Below are 19244 nucleotides of genomic sequence, written 5' to 3'. Positions count from 1 at the left end.
ACTATTTTCAAGTAAGGTACCGCCACATCGCTATCAACTCAAGCGATTTTAATACCCCTAATTACCAAAAAAACGTTATTCTTTCTAAAAAAGCTAGATTAGAAAGGATAGCGTTTTCTTATGAATATTTCGATTCAAGATGAACTACAATCATTTGTTGAAGAACTACAACGATATGTGACACCTGTATTTTTAGAAGAACTTACAAGAGAAATTGGATTTATAAAACGAAAACGTGAGTTTTCTGGATCAGACTTAGCTACTATTTGTATTTGGATTAGTCAACGGGTGGCAAGTGATCCTTTAGTTCGATTATGTAGTAGGCTTCATGCAGCTACAGATACTTTACTCAGCCCTTAGGGCTTAAATAAACGTTTAAATGTGAAAGAAGTTTTGTTTTTAAAACATATTTTTCTTTACTATTACAACAAAAGGTATATGAACAAATGCAAATTTCTAACCGTCTCTTTTCTTATTTCCAACGAATCCGCATCCTAGATGCCACCGTATTTCAAGTGCTAAATGCTTTAGAGAATGAATATCCAGGTGCCCAAACAGCTGGAATCAAAATTCAACTAGAATATGATTTGCACAGTGGGGAATTTCTTAACTTTCAAGTTGGACCAGGGAAAAATAATGACAAAACATTTGGTACTGAATGCTTAGATACCTTACGACCAGAAGATTTATGTATTCGTGACTTGGGTTATTTTTCATTGGAAGACTTAGATCAAATGGATCAACGAGGTACATACTATATTTCTCGTTTAAAATTAAATACAAATGTATATGTGAAAAATCCAAACCCAGAATACTTTAAAAATGGTGCAATTAAGAAGCAATCGGAATATATACAAATTGATGTGAAACAGCTTTTAAACCAACTACAGCCCGGAGAAATATTTGAATTAAAACATGCTTATATTGGTGATAAACAACAACTGTTTGCACGTGTTATTTTTAATCGATTAACAGAAAAACAACTTCAAAAAAGACGAGCAAAAATCTTAGAGAAAGAAAAATCCAAAAATAGAACGTACTCAGAGAAAAGTAAAATGGTAGCGGGATTAAACTTGTACGTGACAATACACCTTGGAAATGGGTTCCGATGGAACAGGTACATGAGTTATATACTTTGCGTTGGCAAATAGAGATTGTCTTTAAAACCTGGAAAACTAATCGCTATTTTCCTGTGCTCCTCTACTATATTTAAAATGCGCCAACTTCTTTTGCAAAAAAAGAATAGAGAATTAAGCGACTATAAAGCGATAGGAATGATCCAAGATTATCTATACCTTTTGGATCAAGCTATACAGAAAGACACTCAAGAAATAACAAAGATTCTAATACGTCTATTCCACCTGCTACAGAAAAATGGACGGAAATCTCATCGATATGAGAAGAAAACAATCTTTAATATTATGGGTGTTGTCTATGAGTATAGTGAACTTAGAAAACAAAAGAAAGCTGCATAATCTTTAAAAATGATACCTATCTAGGTTTATTTAGCATGCTCATTTTTAAGAATAAAAAACATTTTAAAAGTGTTATATTTTATTTGAACGAAAGTTCATTTTGTTTCCGTTCTTAAGTTGATGGGTATGTGTGACTATGGTAAAAGAAATACTTAGTCATATTAGACCATAAATCAAACTCGAACATATTAGGTGAATTAAGAAGGTAATGATGGTATTATTAAACAACTTTCATATTTACATAAAAAATCCACATTTAACTAGACTCATGTACTCACACCAACCTTTCTAGACGAGCATAAGATGTACTAACGAACGAAAGGGGGTAATTTTATGGGTTTTGATTTTGGTGGAGGTTGTGATTTCAATAGATGTGATGATCGGAGAGATCATCACAGAAAAGAAGAAAGAGAAGACCATAGAAGAGAAAAGAATAACAATCCAGAATTAGCACCATTCTTACACACATTAACTCCTGGTACTTGTATTGTTATTCAATATGATTGCCAACCACCTACAAGTGCAACATTCCAAGGTTTTCAAGGGAACAACGTAATCATTGTATCTGACTTTGATTGTTTCCCGGGATTAGCACGTATTGCAATTAACAAAATTAACGTAATCTCTATAAATTCACCTGATTGTGATCGTTTCTGTTGCAAGCGTAAGCATTGTAGAGAAGATGATCATAGCGACGATTATTAAAAATGAATAAATAGAAATACCTTTCCTTTAATTTTATAAGCCACTTTGCAGAAAAAAACACCTATTAAAAAATAGGTGTTTTTTCTTTCCTAAATTTACTGAACTGAACGTAAATAACAAACCATTCCATATATCGGACATATGCTATTGTAAGGTCGGCATCCAAATGACCCAAATAAATACCCACGCCAAGAAATAAAACTACAAAGTATTTCTTGGCACCTTTTACATAAAACAAATAAATTTATTAAAAGTGTACAAGTTAATTATCAAGTTTTTTATATTATATATTTAAGGATTAGAAGATCCTACTATACCACCAATCCATAAAGTTACCTATATACATTTAACCATCTAAATGTACAAACCTAATTGAAAATGCTTCATTTTGAAACAACCAATTCATGTGCTAATTCTCCCACAGTAAATTTTTTCATTAGATTAACCATCATAATCATTTCATTTAATCTTTTAGCCCTAGATATCGAATCTCCTACATAACTTAGTTAAGATAATGACTTTTCACATAATATAGATTGTTATGCCTACGAAGTATGAAAGATAATTACACTTGGATAAGAAGGATGATGGTAATTGAATATGGACCCTTTCATGTAAGGATTTATATTATCGTTGATATGGGTCTTAAAGATGGAACGACAGGTGAAGAAGAATTGCTAAGTAAACACATGAATAGTGGTATTTATAAGAATTATGTAGTTTCAATAGTTGGGGCTACTTATTTACATTTATTTTTAAGATATATGATCCAAGTTAGTATTTTATCTTTTTCCGACATGCGTCTCCTCAAAATAAATAGAGAGACACTTGTCTCTCTTCAAAAGGTACTTTTGGGAATTTTAAATTGTCCCTCTTAGTATCAAACCTAGAACGGCCATAATTATCGTACTTATAATTATGCGTAAAATCCAAGAGGTATTTGTGCTTATTTTTTCTAATTGCTTATTAATTGTTGAAATATCTTTCTCGTTAATTATTATTCGTGTTTCTAAATTACGAATATCACGCATGATCTCTTTTTGTTCTGATTTCAGACTGTCAATTTTCACATGTATGTCTTCCATATATTCACGCCCTTACAATATCTTAATAAACCAGTCTTAATATATTATGAGACAACCTTTTTCGATGTGAACGTATACGATTTATTTCCATGTTGAATCTATATTTCATACATCTTTCCCGATCGTATTAATCATCACTAAACTAGTACCAGCATTTGTTAATTGACTGACGGTTGTACTAATTAATCAAATTCGAATGTTTTGTTAGAACTTAAATCTAACCTCAACTATATTCTTTATATTTTAATATTATCAATAAAAAGTTTAGAAAATCCATGAACAAAAACGAGTGCAGTGAGAAAACACTCTTTCAAATAATTTTATTAATTTCAATGGTTATTACTGCCTCTATGTTTACACGTACCGAACATTAAGTGTCCATCTTGTTCAATAAAAAGAGAGCATCCAGGACAATAGATGCTCTTACTGTGTGAGGGGTTCTAACCAAAAATTAGAATAGAGGAGGGGTGATCAAGCTCGTCCTCTACTCTAATATATGATTGTTCTCCTTGAAAGGTGAAAAATAAAAAGACACCTTAATTAGGTGTCTTTTCGGGTATAAGAGATAGATACCATGTGAAAAGCCTTTCTGTATCATTGTATGATTATCAATTCTCGTTATGCTTAAAATAGCTTATAAATACGTTTATTGTGTATTTTGATAGTGAATGATTTTGTCGCGAATAGCGGACGTAATAAATTCCTCAATAGTGCTGTTTGTTTCTTCGACTATTTTATTAAGTACTTGATATTCTTTACTGGAAATCGTAACTGGTTTTGTCACACTGCTGCTATCTAAATAGACGCTATTATTAACACGTTTCACTAATTTTCCTTCAATTAAATATGGTGAGAGGCTCTCAACCCACTCCATTTGCATACCCATAGGCAATTCAATAAGTGACTGTCTTACATCTAAATACCAAAAACCCTCCTCTTCTGAAATCTTTATATTTCTTGGTGAGACATATTGAAGTATTAAGTCAACTTTTTGGAAAGAACTACTACGTAATTGATCAGACTTAGGTAAACGGAACTTAATAAATCTTTGATGATGGCTCCGAGGTTTATCAGTCAACTCATAAGCTGGTTCATACCCTAATTTTTTTGCTTCTTTTAAGGTAAGTTCATTTCCGAACTCATCAATTAACATAATATCTCCACGCTTTGGAATGGAAATGACTCTTGCTATCGTATTCCCCTGCATGTATCTGTGGAATAAAACGGTATTATACTTTTGAGAGTATGTATAAAGTGCATTTGCCTGATCTAATCGATGTACAAGCTTGAGTAACTCTTCTTCTCTTATGAATTTAGTTTCACGATTACGATATTCTTGTATAGTGGCTGTTAATTCCCCATCTTCTAGCCATCTTTCTAATTGATATGTACTCACATCATATTTTTTGCTAGCCTGGTACAAAGTAAGACCTTCAGGTTCTCTTGCTTTTTTTATTGCTTCTACATCACTTCTTCTGAAAAGGAAACTCCCATCTAATCGCCATGTATCTTTGTTAATTGGAACTAATTGTCCCTTTTTTACCAGTTTGTTTACAATGAAATTACTAATCTCCAAAAACTCTCTTACTTCTGTTGTATTCATATTGAGTTGCTGATTTTCATCCATATTATTTCTCCTCGTGTATTTAATTTATATTTAATAAATTTATTGATTAAATTTAATTTTTATTTTATAAATATATACTTAGATTTATTATATCATAGGCAGTGTTCATTTTTTTCAAACAGATATACGAAATCATTTTTTGTTTACTATTTAAATTAATTTTTACATTTAAATAAATCTTTCTATAAATTATTTAAATATAAAAATTGATTATTAACATAGAAAATAGGACATTTTCTATACTTGTTATATAAAATCATTTTTACAAAAATTAATCTTATTATAAATAAAATTTCACATGTATATAGAGTATAATAATAGATATAAAGTTAATTCATGAGGAGTTGAATCTTGTTGAAATTTGAATTGAATTCGATTCATAACGAAACTTCTTTAGAAAACATAGAAAACAATAAACAAAATTTTGTAAACATAATTTCAGTATGGAATCGTGACTATATAGATAATGCTGAGTTTAAAAAGGAAAATAACGAAAGAGAAGATTTTTATACATACGAGGGGTTTTCTGATGAAGAGATTTTGTACTACTATTTAAATCGACAAACCCACTTTAATCAAGAAAAACGTATTAAAGATGTATCTAGGACTTTATATGCGCGTGATTTAAGCCAGTTTTACTTCTTTATTAAACAAAGTACAGAGTTTCTGCAGCAAGATGTAAAAGATTTTAAAAATGGCCAAGTTTGGAGGAATCTTAGAAAACGCCATATCCGTAACTATCAAAGATGGCTCTCCCAAGAGGCAATCTCCTATCAATCGAAAGAAAAATACAAGACATCTACAGTTAGTCGAAAATTAGGAGTGATTCGCTCTTACTTAAGGTGGTTATATGAAATTCAATATATCCATGAACCTCTTCATGTGGAGATTCTTAGTACAACAGTAAACGAGCAACATAAACCAAAACGCGAGTTATCCTATGAAGAAGTGAAGCAGCTGCTAAACTTCTACAAGGATAATGAAATTAACTATGGATTATTATCGGTCCTTGCTACTACTGGGTTACGTGTGGCAGAGGTAGCCCATGCAAAGTGGGAAGATCTTGAGTATGATGCTATACGAGGACGATACTATTTAACCGTAGATACAAAGGGCGATGGTGAACGGATTGTTTCTATTAATAAGGAAATTTTTAATCGTATTGTTGCGTTTCGAATCCGGAGACGGTTACCTGTGGACATTGGAAATAAAAATGGAAAGACTATATTTCAAACAAAGAATCATACTGCTTATAGAGAAAATTATTTATCACAATATATTTCTAAAATCATTAAGGATACAAAGTTACCCTTTACGGAGAATATACGAATTACTCCTCACTTCTTTAGACATTTTTATGTACAGTACTTATACGACTACAAGGGACTCGCACCTCATGTAATAGCAGCTGCAGTAGGTCATAAAAATGACAGGACAACAAAAGAAAACTACCTAAAACAAAGATTAACGAAAGATAACGATGCTGGAAATCTAATTAAGGAAGATGAATTCTAATTTCGTTCATATTAATATTAATTATATAATTTATACACAACAAAGAATAAGAACCTGTTATGGACACCTTTTTATACGAAAATATATTAAATTTAATTGGTGATGTATGCGTTGATATAAATTCTAATGAAAAAATTATTAGTAGGCTTAATCATTACATCATTGATACGAACTAACTTGTTTTTTAATCATTTCCCATATATTTAAATAGACCTATTTTACTCCACTCCTGTATTGTTAATTTATTTGCACAATTCAATTCAAATTTACATATACTACTATGCACATGTATTCAGATTACATTTGGGCGTGTGATCTGAAACCTACTTTTCAAAAAGCGCTATATAAGCGCTTTTTTTAATGTATAAATAAGCTCCATAAAATGGGGTTTTTATACAAAAGACACAGGATTAAACAAACATAACTTCATATGATATATTGCATCCTTTCTTTTTAGAGTGGATAGTCGTTGCAAAAGGGCACTTTCCGAAGTGCTCTTACATTTTCATACCAAATAGCGGTTTTATAAAAAACTTCTCACCTTTAAATCAGACAAGCATATATTATTGTATGGGGCACTCCACTCCATACGTTCAACCCTTTTAGTTTAGATGCACACTTATATGTGTGCTCTTTTTTATTCACTTGAAATAACGATTTTGTTCAATAAAAAGAGAACATCCGGGGCAGTAGATGCTCTTAATACGATTGGAGTTTTAACTGAATAAATGGAATAGGATTGGTTAAGCTCATCTTACACTTTAATATATATAAAATATAAAAAGACACCTTAACTAGGTGTCTTTTCAGAGTGCCAGAGGTAATTTATATGTTGGATACACCGTACTATATCATTGTATGACCATCAATTCTTATTATGCCTAAAAAAAGATTTAAATACGTTGATTGTGTAGTTTCAATATAACAAAGCATAAGAACCTGTTATGAACGCTTTTTTGTACAAACAAGATATAAAATTTAATTTAATTAGTGATGTATGCATTGATATACATTCTAGTGAAGAAATATTAGCAGGCTTAATCATTACATCATTGATAAGAGCCAACTCATTTTTTAAATTATTCCATATTTTTAATTAAGAATTATTAATTGTTTGGAATACATGTTAAATTTAAGCTCTGCTCCACTGTTCATAAACACTTTTACTCTATCCTCGTATCTTTAATTTGTTTGCACAATCCAATTTCAAATACACTACTGTATGCACCCGTATTCAGATCACATTTTAGCGTGTGATTTGAAACCTACTTTTCAAAAAGCGCTATATAAGCGTTTTTTTCATATCCGTCCATTAAAATAATCCACAATAATTGTTCGGAACGCAAGTTAAATTTATACTCTTTCCCATCATTCATAAACATTTTTACTCCACTCCGTTATTGTTAATTTATTTGCACAATTCAACTCAAATTTCCATATGCTACTGTGTACTACACATACATTTAGATCATCTATGGGCAGACATGATCTGAAATCCACCTTTTAAAGTGCGCTATATAAGCGCTTTTTTTCATGCGTAAATAATCTCTACAAAATGAAATTATTATTATATTCCCTTCCGAATAACATTTCCAATCCAGTTTATACTATAACTGTAGCTTTAAAGTTACACACACTAACTTGTAGGGCCTAATTTTCCTTTGTGCAACAAGTGGGTAGCTAATCAAGCTGGCTGCTTTGTTGTGCTAAATGAAGTTTTCACTCGAATTTCCGCTTCAATTCTTTCCATACCAAACACACACCTTTTTAGAGTAATAATATCAGGATGTCAAAGTTTTATAGATTTTTTGCACAAGAACCAAAAATAATTTTTATTAAACCAATTTCATATTTACATAAAAAATCCACACTTAACTAGACTCCTATACTCACACCATCCTTTCTAGACGAGCATAAGATGTACTAACGAACGAAAGGGGGTAATTTTGATGGGTTTTGGTTTTGGGGGAGGTTGTGATTTCAATAGATGTGATGATCGGAGAGATCGTCATAGAGATCATCACCGAAAAGAAGAGAACAATAGACATGTGAATAATAATCCAGAGTTATTACAATTCTTAAGAACATTAACTCCTGGTACTTGTCTTGTTATTCAATATGATTGTCAACCACCTACAAGTGCAACATTCCAAGGTTTTCAAGGAAACAACGTAATTATATTATCTGACTTTGATTGTTTCCCAGGATTGGCACGTATTGCAATTAACAAAATTAATGTAATCTCTATTAATTCACCTGATTGTGATCGTTTCTGCTGTAAACGTCGCAGACATTGTAAAGAATGTGACGAACATAAACATGATCATAGAGAAGATTAATAAATTTTAATTAAAGGAAAAATCTTTCCCTTAATTTATAAGCCAATTTGCAAGAAAAAAACCTATTAAAAAAATAGGTTTTTTTCTTTTATAAATTTTACTTAACTGAACATAAATAACAAACCATTCCATATATCGGACATATACTACTGTAAGGTCGGCATCCAAATGACCCAAATAAATACCCACGCCAAGAAATAAAACTACAAAGTATTTCTTGGCACCTTTACATAAAAAAATTAAATTATTAAAAAAGTACAAACCTAATTGAAAATCTGTACATATAATGTATTCTACCTTTCTATTAATATATTGAAGGGATTTATCTTATATAAATCCCTTCTTTTTTTAATATTTAAATATTTCATTCAATCTACATAACATAATAATCCCTAAAAACAAAATAAGAAAAGAGTCTTCCCCTCTTATCTTTTCTTAATATTTATTAAAAATTCCATTAAACTACTCGTTGAATACTAATAGCATCTAGGCTTGTCGTATTAAGGTTCGCAGCAGCATCCACCCAAATAAGAAATCTATCCTCTATACGAATAAAGACTCCTATTCCATCGATCTGATCTCCACCCGAAAAAACTCTAATTTTATCGCCTTCCCGTAAAGCATTTAATCCTCTTCGTCTTTTAAAATCCCCAAATTTTCGTACTTCCTCACGGTCTCTTTTTCTTCGATTTCTATTACATTCATCACATTCACACCTACGTTCAAAGGACATTTAACATAACCCCTTTTTCCTAAAACACTTATTTGTACTATATATTATGAAAGAAATAAATTAATGGACTAGATATTCTTCCTTTATCAATTGCCCAATTAGCTAATTTATTTAAAATAAAAATTACTAATTTCAACAATTGTACAAGCCATTTTGTATTACTTGCATACATTAACAATGAGATGATAATCATCTTACACCCCAAAACCCTAAATTACCTGTTCGGTAACTATCTTTAAAAGATAGAAAAAAGGACAGTTTTTAACTGTCCTTTTTTATTTTTACTAAGATACATATTTCGGAAATTAAACACCCCTTACTAATAAATACATATATTATATGGTGCTCCAACACACTGCTAGATACAACTTCATTAACAAAGAAAGGACATATTTTCTATCTATCAAGAATTTAGATTCTTTTCATCACTTTAAATCCTATTACATTAATATATTAATATACATTCCATATAATCGATTCTACGCTTTTTATCCTACATTTATTAATCAGGAGAATTCCCCTCACCCTCAAAGAACATTCTTAGCGCTGTTAAAATTTTCTTAACAAGAGGTTTTTTGGATCTGTGGTCTGTATCCTTCACAATTAAGCTAATAAAAAGATATGCTCCTAAAAATCGCTCAATTTGATAGGCTTTTTGTGAGACGCCCATCAGAACAGAATGCCTATCACCCTAACATTTTGAAGTACCCCCATAATAAAAATTCTCTTCATTATTAACTACTGATAACGAGAGAAATGTGAAATATACCCTTTTTAAAATAAATATAAGGTAGAATTTTTATTTTTAGGTATATTACATGGACTGGAGTTAGAAGTCAGTTTTTTGTTTCTTAACTATTTATACAGAATTTTCTTTTATTTCATTTGTCATTTCCAAGGAACCTTGATAAAATATGAATTACATATCGAAACACCCTGATTAGATACCTGCGCCTCCCTGTGCAGGTATTATTGATGTTAGTTTTTAAATAAAGAATATATTTTTCTCATTCCTTCCTGATGCTTTTACGCATCGAAATATCATTTCTCTTTCAAGAAAATCCAAATCATTTTCACCATTTGAAATTCGTCTAAAGGTATCCATTTAACATCGGTTTAATTTCCATCTAGATTATCGGAAAGACAAGGTATCTCCCCTTCTTTTAACTCATATTCAAAAATCATTGCTAACGAAGGAACTGTTCCACACTTCTCTTTATTTTTAGAAGGTGCATGTTCATATGAAAATTTAACTTCCTAATTTATTTTCGCCTGTTCATCCAAGTGTAGGTAGATGCAGCCATATAATGGGAAGTAAATTTAGCATGAGTATGATCTTATTAAGTGAACAGTTCCTACATATTCATACAAATTCAGGTAAACAACATGATCCAATTTTATTTTAAATCTAGTATCTTTTCTTTCTTATATTATTTTTAATGTATTCATAAATTTTATCCATAACAAACGTTTCATGTTCTATCCAAATGGCTTCAGCTTCTTCTAATGTAACTACTCTTACTAATTTCTCAATTGCTGTGTCTTTAACTAAAAATGTAGCTACAGCACCTGTAGCTGTTGAATACTTACTGATAACTAAATTTATAATGCTATCAATCTCTAATACTGTATCGTTATGAGAACTCTTCTCATAATGACTAATTTTGTTTGTTATTTCTTTATCAGATAGTTCTTTTAATCGGGAATTTAGAGTGAATTCGACATAACCTATTGGAGAACTAATATCTGAACGAAATCTTATATCCTCAATTATTTCTAATACAATTTCTTTATGAGCTTCCCATCTTTTTAACACTTTAGGAAATACTTTTTCTTTACAGCGTTCTTCAAATCTTTTAATTTTTTGTTCAAATGTATTGGGCTGTTGAAATTTATCTAAATTCTTTTCAAAATGCACTAAATTGTTATCTTTCTTTTTTTGGCTATAGATAATAAATTTGATTTTTTGTACTTTCCTGCCTAATTTAATTTCTTCAAATTCAAAAGAAATATCTGTTTTTTGATCTAATTCTTTTTGAGAAGGTTTTAACACACGTTGCTTAAAATTTGCATAGTTAGGGTATATATCCATTGCATCTAAGTAATACCTTAAATTTTCAAGACTAATTGTACGTTCCTTTAAATCTTCATACTGTTTTAATAATTCATAAATACGTATAGCGTATGTACTTTTCAATTTAATAACATTAGCTAATCTATAGCTTGTAAACTTGTTGCTTAATTCTAATAAAAATGGCTTTAATAGCGGATCGAAACGCATATCAATTGTTCCTTTATTTCTATTGTAAATTGCTGAAGACAGCCAAGATACCTGTATCAGCTCTTCCCCAGTACGAATTTCAATTACTTTTGATAATAATTCTTTAGTAATTTTACTTAACTCCGAATATTTAGTAGATCCATTTAGACCAAGTAGATTATGAAAATGTTTAATCGAGAATGTGTAGGTTTTAAAATCCCAATCATTAGGTTCAATATTACTAGCCAAACAAAGTAATATTTTTTGTTCTACTAAATTCAAACGTGAATTTGCTTCAATTAAAGTATTTGATTTTGAAACAATATTATTTTCTTTAATCTGCAAATCTTTCCTATCAGGCATACCTACATACGTCCCTTCTTTCTTACCTCTACTGTTCTACTAACTATAACAAATATGTTACCTTCCCTACAATTTATTTTATTAATTCAGAAAATTAAATTCTCACTATTACAGTGAAAAAGCACTTTGTTCTATATAAAAGTATTCCGAAAGTCAGTTGAATAGAAAATATTATTTCAAAAATATTTACAGTTACAAAGTATATAAGCAAATTTGTTATTTTTAGAACCATTTTTGTTATAGTTAAAACTATTATCTTTAGAATTATTTTTGCTAGATTTAAACAATCAGATTTGTTACCTTTAGAAATGTTTTTGCTAGGATTAGGCAACCAAATTTGTTACCTTTAAAACCATCTTTGTTAGAGTTAAGCAACCAAATTTGTTACCTTTAAAACCATTTTTGTTATAATTAAAACCAAGTTTGTTACCTTTAAAACCATCTTTGTTAGAGTTAAGCAACCAAATTTGTTACCTTTAAAACCATTTTTGTTAGAGTTAAAACCATTTTTGTTATCTTTAGAACCACTTTTGTTATAATTAGGAGTTATAATCCCTTATATATCAAGAAGTTCCATGCTCTTAAAACATATAAACATATAAAACATATAAAACAACTAATATATAAAACAAGTAAAACATGCGGTATTGAGTGCATATACTTATTATCATTTTTTAAATAATATTCCCACGTTATACAACCAAATTTGTTATATTTAGCTTAGATAGACAACTGAGCATCTATTAACCACAACCTTTTGGTAATATTTAACTGTATTTTAGTTATATACTTGATTAAAAATTCATACAATAAAAAAGCCCCAAAAAGGGACTTATGAGTTTCGTTAGAAAGGAATGTCTCTATATATTATATGCTTGTTGCAATAGAATGTGAGAGAATACATAATAGTTTCTTTTGGCGGAGAAGTGAAGCAGCTTAATTGGAATGGAGGGATAGTTGAAGGTATCCTTTGAATGGAGATGCTGTTTTATGAAGATTAAGACTCAGTATCACGAACTTTTTTATAAAAACAACTGAATATTTAGAAAGGAAATAAAAAATCTGGATTGACACTCCCTTGACTAAAGTTGAGAGCTTTAATTCTAACGGATGAACGAACCAAAATCTTGGATGACTAAGAGTTCGCAATTCATTTTTTGTTGTAAGGAAATACATATAATAGCATTTTCCATCGATTATAGGTATGAATGTGTATTAGGTTAGCAAAAATTTCGGTAAGACCCCGTTTCTTAATAAAACAATGATCTGTTCCTTGATGTTATCTAGATATTTTACTTATCTGATTGAGATGCCTACGGATATCTTTTTTCTTTTTGCAATTACAATCGGTTATTGTTCCCTTGCGATAACACGGGTCTTTAAAACATGAAAAGACCCAAGGCTTTTTGAAAAATAAATTTGCAGCAATATAATTCCTTTTCTTTTTTTAATGAAAATCGATTGTATTCTCTTCTGATTCAAAGGTACGATATAAATGTATTTAATTACCTAACTTATATATATGTTTCATCAACTCTTCAGGAATCGCTTGTTGACCTCAAGTATATGTTTTCTGAATCCGTTTTCAAAATTATTTTTCACCTGTTTTATTTTGTCCATATATAAGATTAAGAAGCTGCATATATTCATCTTCTTGTCCGATGTCAAATCGTTTCCCTTCAATCATTTTTCCATATACTTTTTTAGTCATAATTAAAGAATGAATTGCATCTGTTAATTGATATTCCCCCCCAACACCAGGTTGAATATTTTTTAATAAAGGAAAAATATCAGGCGTAAAAACATATCTACCAATTACTGCAAGATTAGATGGAGGATTTACTTTTGGCTTTTCTATTATATTTGTAATATTCATATAATTATTCTTCACAATATTCCCTTCAATAATACCATACTTCTCTATGCACTCATCTGGTACCGTATGAATGCCTATTACACTATTTTTCGTCTCTTTATAAACATTAATCAACTGATTTAAAGCAGTTTCTTTATCCGAAACTACAATATCATCTGGCAAGAGTACAGCAAAAGGTTCATTACCAATAAATGTTTCACCTAATTTTATCGCCTCGCCAAGTCCTCTCGCATATGGCTGCCTTATATAATGGATTTGAACATTAGGAATAGCAAGCCCTTTTAACAAATGGGCTTTTTTTTCTTTTTCTAAAAAAGCCTCCAATTCTAATGAATAATCAAAGTAATCAACTATTAAATCCTTTCTGCTAGAAAGTACAATTAATATTTGCTCAATACCTGAATTTACAGCCTCTTCCACAATATAATGAATCGCAGGTTTATTACCTATTGGAAACATTTCTTTTGGAATTACCTTTGTAATTGGAAGGCTCCTTGTGCCGTAACCGGCGGCTGGAATGATTGCTTTTTTTATCACTAATCTCTCGCTCCCTCGAGTGTTTACAATATTAATATTCAGTAACTACCTTACCTGCGCATGGCGATTCCAAAAGAGGCTTTTACCTTCTGATTGCTTTCATTGCTTATATGAATAGGCCTTTCATTTGTCACCAATCCAACTTGTCCCTCAATATACTGTAACAACTAGTACTATAGTACTAAGTTCAGAGAGGTGATTATCATATGGATATATGTATTATAGGCTCTGGTTATGTGGGAATCACATCAGCAGCAGTATTAGCAGATTTAGGTCATGATGTTATATGTGTAGATAAGGATCAAGAAAAAATTCATTCTCTTCAAAAGGGGGAATGCCCCATTTATGAACCAGATTTAAAGGAACTTATTCACAAAAATAGAAACCGATTACGATTCAGTTGTGATATCGATAATGCTATTCGACAATCACCCGTTATTTTTATCGCTGTAGGAACCCCTTCTACATCAAGTGGAAAGACGGATTTAAAATATATATACTCCGTCATTGATCTACTAGTTCCAGCTATAACATCGTATAAAACTATTATTACGAAAAGTACAGTTCCACCAGGTACAAATCAACTATTATATGAGACACTTATTAAACGTGGGGTTTCATCCACCTTATTCAATATTGTCTCCAATCCTGAATTTCTACGCGAAGGCTCTGCTGTTCACGATATGCTCATTCCAGATAGAACTATTATAGGTATCCAAAAAGGTGACGCAACGTCGTTAAAAATCATACAGGATATATATAAAGGGATTAGTGCTCCTTTCCTTTGTACAGGTTTAAATGAAGCAGAGATGATAAAATATACATCTAATGTATTTTTGGCTACCAAAATATCTTTTATAAATGAAATTTCTCGAATTTGTGATGCATATAACATTGATATTGTTGAAGTGGCAAAAGGAATTGGCTATGACTTTCGAATTAACCCTCATTTTCTTCAGGCGGGGATGGGATATGGCGGATCATGCTTCCCAAAAGACTTACATTCACTCATTTATACAGCAAATGATAGGCACGTAGCAGTTCCTATTTTACAAGCTGTACAATCCATTAACTCCACACAGATAGATCTCTATGTTGAAAAAATTAAAAAAGCTATAAAAGAACCCTCTTCAAAAAAAATAACGGTTTTAGGAATTGCCTTTAAACCAAATACTGATGATATTCGTAGCTCCCTTGCTGTAATACTTCTTGAAAAGCTAATCCCTCATGGCTATGATCTACATGCTTATGACCCCAAAGCTTCTCTTCCTTCACATTTAAAAAGACAAGTTACCCAGCATGATAACCTAGAATCTTCAATTGCAAATTCTGATTGTATTATTATCGCCACGGACTGGAATGAATTTAAAACACTTAATTGGAAACAAGTCAAACAAGTTATGAAGGGATGCACAATCGTGGATGGACGCAATTGCATTGAAAAAGATGAAATAGAAAAATACGGATTACAATATATTGGAGTGGGTCGGTCATGAAAATACTTGTAACAGGAGCCGCTGGTTTCATTGGCTCACATTTGTGTCAAGCATTACTTAAAAATAGTGCATATCATGTAGTTGGAATTGATCATTTCATCGGTCCTACTCCAGCTACTTTAAAAACAGGTAATATACAATCTCTCGAATTGAATTCACGTTTTCAATTCATACGAGAAGACATTCTAAATACAGATTTATCAAAACTATTACAAGATATAGATGTTGTTTATCATCTAGCTGCTATTCCTGGCGTGAGATCAAGTTGGGGAAAAGATTTTCAGCCTTATGTTACAAATAATATAATAGTTACACAGCAATTACTTGAAGCCTGTAAACACATAAAATTAGATAAATTTATTCACATATCCACATCTTCTGTTTATGGTGAAAAATCTGGCGCAGTTTCTGAAGATTTATTACCTACCCCTCTATCTCCATACGGTGTTACCAAATTAAGTGGTGAGCACTTATGCCATGTTTATCACAAAAATTTTCACATACCAATTGTTATTTTAAGATATTTCACAGTGTATGGGCCAAGGCAGCGTCCTGATATGGCATTTCATAGATTAATTAAACAACTGCTAGAAGATAAACCTCTCACAATATTTGGTGATGGAACACAAACACGTGATTTTACCTATATTGATGACTGTATACGAGGAACGGTGGCCGCTTTAGAGACAAAAAAAAATATAATAGGTGAAGTTATCAATATCGGTGGAAAAGAACAAGCATCCATTTTAGACATCATTTCTATGTTAGAAAAAATATCCGGGAAATCAGCAACCAAAAACTTTCTAAAATCAGTTCCTGGAGAACCGAAGCAGACATGGGCGGATATATCTAAGGCCAGTACATTACTGCAATATTCCCCAACAGTTTCTCTATCCGACGGACTGGAAGCAGAATATCATTATATAAAACAACTATACAAAGGGGAGTAGTTTATGAAAATTGCATATATATGTACAGAAAAATTACCATCTCCAGCGATTAAAGGTGGAGCAATTCAAATGATGATTGATGGGGTGTCTCCCTATATAAGTCAAGATTATGAACTTACTATTTTCTCCATTTCAGATCCAAATCTTCCAAATCAAAAAACACAAGATAATGTCAATTACGTATATTTGCCTCAAAAAGATTATGAACAGCACGTTATAAGAACACTCCAAACCAATACCTTTGATATTATACATGTCTTTAATCGTCCTAAAAATATACCTCTATATAAACAAGCTTCTCCACACAGTAAATTTGTATTAGGTCTTCATAACGATATGTTTGCTGAACATAAACTATCTATTTGTGAAGGCAATCTTATTATTGAAATGGTTACCGCCATTGTGACTGTTAGTAACTATATTAAACAAACTGTGATTGAGAGATTTCCACAAGCTGAAGAAAAGATTTCCATTGTCTACTCTGGTGTTAATTTAAAACAATCTCCCTCCATCTGGACACCAACAGGACAAAAGATAAGAAATGCATTTCGTACAAAATATGGTATCCAAGATAAAAAAGTGATTCTATTTGTTGGCCGATTATGCAAAAATAAAGGTCCAGACTTGCTCATTCAATCTATGAAGAAGATTATTCAAACGCATAAAGATACGGTACTTGTAATTGTTGGTGGTAAATGGTTTAGTGATAACCGAGTAAATAAATATGTTAAAAGGCTATATAGACTAGCTAGACCAATTAAAGAGCACGTAATTTTCACCAAATTTATTCCTGCAGATCAAATTCATAATATATTTCTAATGGGGGATATATTTATATGTAGCTCACAATGGAACGAACCATTGGCACGTGTTCATTATGAAGCAATGGCTGCTGGAATCCCAATTATTACAACAAACCGTGGGGGAAATGCAGAAGTTATAACAGATGAATATAACGGCTGCCTAGTAGAACAATATAATAATCCAATGGAGTTCGCCAGACTTGTCCAGGCTTTGTTATCCCAACGAGAATTTGCACAATGGATTGCTGAAAACGGAAGAAAAATTGTGGAAGAAAACTTTACATTTAAGCATACAGCAAAAAAACTAGATCAGGTATATAAACAAGTAGCAGAATCTACTAATCAACCTGCTAGAAATCTAATACGCCCTCTCAAAATTCTAATTGTTTGAACTGCCCAGCATTTAACGATCTGATGGGCTGTTTGAATTGAGGGATTCCTCTAAATACAGAAACTTAACGGTTTCTAACTAATTAAGCTATTCCTGTAGTTCCTAGGGGTAAGAGGTGGAGCGCTTTGTTGCTAAGATTCTGTCCTATATTAACATCTCAATCGTAATATGCGTGATAAAAGAAGAGAGATCCTACTCAAGAAGATGTAGATTCTTAACTTTTTTATTTTGATCAAAACAATTCGAACATAACTAACTAGAAATAAACATTATTGATACAACTACAATTTTCTTCTCGTACCATTTTGCTTTTTATTGAGGAAACTCAGCAGAGCAAGAATGGTACGTTAATGTTTTCCCCATTTATTTATAAGTATGATTTCGCATAGCGAGGAAACGATTGAATGCAAAACGGCTATAAACAATGGTTCTCGCAATTCAGACTTCGTTTTCCCGATTCTTATAAATGAGAAAACTCCAAATGTTATTGATTAATATGGATTGCACCTCGGCTTTATGTATGGTCCCTGTATTGTACAAAATAAGATAGACTAATGCTTGCCGATATTCAAACTCTTCCTAAATTTAGTAATTCAGATCTTTATATTTTTGAGGAGAGAGCCTTCTATCGAAAAAATAAATACGTGTATTTGATATAAAAGATATATAAAGGCTGCCTATTATGTACACGTTAAAGAACAAAAAACGCTTGGAGAACCAAGCGTTTTTTAGTGCTAATTATTTTATGCGTCTTCTTCTTCACCATCGTCGTCCTCATCCTCATCATCATCATCATCGTCTTCATCTTCCTCTTCTTCGTCTTCATCATCATCATCTTCGTCTTCATCTTCATCTTCGTCTTCTTCGTCTTCATCATCTTCGTCTTCATCTTCATCTTCGTCTTCTTCGTCTTCTTCGTCTTCATCTTCATCTTCATCTTCGTCTTCTTCGTCTTCATCATCTTCGTCTTCTTCGTCTTCCTCTTCGTCTTCATCTTCGTCTTCATCTTCGTCTTCTTCGTCTTCATCATCTTCGTCTTCTTCGTCTTCCTCTTCCTCTTCATCTTCGTCTTCGTCCTCTTCTTCGTCC

At 31.4% G+C, this 19244-nt stretch carries 14 protein-coding genes and 1 pseudogene; 7 read left to right on the top strand and 8 right to left on the bottom strand.

From position 1 onward, the window contains the following. Positions 1-120: 120 nt before the first annotated feature. Positions 121-1475 (top strand): annotated as a pseudogene (locus MR136_RS23460) (IS4 family transposase). 333 nt (positions 1476-1808) lie between these two features. Beyond that, on the top strand, positions 1809-2180 hold the full coding sequence (locus tag MR136_RS23455; RefSeq protein WP_078421283.1) for a hypothetical protein: 372 nt from the start codon (positions 1809-1811) through the stop codon (positions 2178-2180). An 860-nt stretch (positions 2181-3040) separates the two neighbouring features. Here the strand turns inward: MR136_RS23455 and MR136_RS23450 are convergent. Together MR136_RS23450 and MR136_RS23445 are read right to left on the bottom strand one after the other, a co-directional pair. Next, a complete protein-coding gene (locus MR136_RS23450; RefSeq protein ID WP_061401364.1) occupies positions 3041-3265 on the bottom strand; it encodes a hemolysin XhlA family protein in 225 nt (74 codons plus the stop codon). Positions 3266-3911: 646 nt separating this feature from the next. Continuing rightward, positions 3912-4892, bottom strand: a complete 981-nt coding sequence (locus tag MR136_RS23445; RefSeq protein ID WP_071728813.1) for a DNA-binding protein — start codon at positions 4890-4892, stop codon at positions 3912-3914. A 354-nt stretch (positions 4893-5246) separates the two neighbouring features. On the opposite strand from MR136_RS23445, the gene MR136_RS23440 reads away from it, so the two are divergent. Both MR136_RS23440 and MR136_RS23435 read left to right on the top strand, forming a co-directional pair. After that, positions 5247-6407: a tyrosine-type recombinase/integrase gene (locus MR136_RS23440; RefSeq protein WP_078421284.1), complete on the top strand. Its 1161-nt coding sequence runs from the start codon at positions 5247-5249 to the stop codon at positions 6405-6407. A 1949-nt stretch (positions 6408-8356) separates the two neighbouring features. Then, a complete protein-coding gene (locus MR136_RS23435; RefSeq protein WP_071728811.1) occupies positions 8357-8746 on the top strand; it encodes a hypothetical protein in 390 nt (129 codons plus the stop codon). Positions 8747-9203: 457 nt separating this feature from the next. Here MR136_RS23435 and MR136_RS23430 read toward each other — a convergent pair whose 3' ends face one another. The 4 genes from MR136_RS23430 to MR136_RS23415 all read right to left on the bottom strand — a co-directional run bounded on the left by MR136_RS23430 (position 9204) and on the right by MR136_RS23415 (position 14515). Further along, positions 9204-9479 (bottom strand): hypothetical protein, encoded by a 276-nt coding sequence (locus MR136_RS23430; RefSeq protein ID WP_061401368.1) that lies wholly within the window; start codon positions 9477-9479, stop codon positions 9204-9206. Between the two features lie 37 nt (positions 9480-9516). Next, positions 9517-9672 (bottom strand): hypothetical protein, encoded by a 156-nt coding sequence (locus MR136_RS23425; protein ID WP_170879424.1) that lies wholly within the window; start codon positions 9670-9672, stop codon positions 9517-9519. Between the two features lie 1215 nt (positions 9673-10887). Beyond that, positions 10888-12102, bottom strand: coding sequence for a replication initiation protein (locus MR136_RS23420; RefSeq protein ID WP_078421286.1), 1215 nt, complete (start codon positions 12100-12102; stop codon positions 10888-10890). 1591 nt (positions 12103-13693) lie between these two features. Beyond that, the gene (locus MR136_RS23415; protein WP_071728182.1) at positions 13694-14515 is read right to left on the bottom strand and encodes a UTP--glucose-1-phosphate uridylyltransferase; all 822 of its coding nucleotides are present in this window, start codon (positions 14513-14515) and stop codon (positions 13694-13696) included. A 206-nt stretch (positions 14516-14721) separates the two neighbouring features. On the opposite strand from MR136_RS23415, the gene MR136_RS23410 reads away from it, so the two are divergent. From MR136_RS23410 to MR136_RS23400, 3 genes are read left to right on the top strand one after another with little or no spacing between them, the layout of a single operon-like run. Beyond that, positions 14722-16011, top strand: coding sequence for a UDP-glucose dehydrogenase family protein (locus MR136_RS23410; protein WP_071728181.1), 1290 nt, complete (start codon positions 14722-14724; stop codon positions 16009-16011). Beyond that, complete coding sequence (locus MR136_RS23405; protein ID WP_071728180.1) at positions 16008-16961, top strand: NAD-dependent epimerase/dehydratase family protein; 954 nt, start codon at positions 16008-16010, stop codon at positions 16959-16961. Before MR136_RS23410 ends, MR136_RS23405 begins: the two co-directional genes overlap by 4 nt. A 3-nt stretch (positions 16962-16964) precedes the next feature. Continuing rightward, on the top strand, positions 16965-18155 hold the full coding sequence (locus MR136_RS23400) for a glycosyltransferase family 4 protein (RefSeq protein ID WP_061401373.1): 1191 nt from the start codon (positions 16965-16967) through the stop codon (positions 18153-18155). Positions 18156-18518: 363 nt separating this feature from the next. On the opposite strand, the gene MR136_RS28490 is transcribed toward MR136_RS23400, so the two are convergent. Together MR136_RS28490 and MR136_RS23395 are read right to left on the bottom strand one after the other, a co-directional pair. After that, a complete protein-coding gene (locus MR136_RS28490; RefSeq protein WP_303394793.1) occupies positions 18519-18593 on the bottom strand; it encodes a helix-turn-helix domain-containing protein in 75 nt (24 codons plus the stop codon). Positions 18594-18898: 305 nt separating this feature from the next. Then, the coding region (locus MR136_RS23395) for a hypothetical protein (RefSeq protein ID WP_242259636.1) at positions 18899-19244 on the bottom strand (346 nt) is incomplete at its 5' end.

Origin of the sequence: Bacillus cereus group sp. BfR-BA-01311 (assembly GCF_022664295.1) — a bacterium.
Lineage (GTDB): Bacteria > Bacillota > Bacilli > Bacillales > Bacillaceae_G > Bacillus_A > Bacillus_A cereus.
The sequence above is the reverse complement of the archived record's forward strand: the minus strand, read 5'-3'. Positions and strand labels throughout refer to the sequence as shown.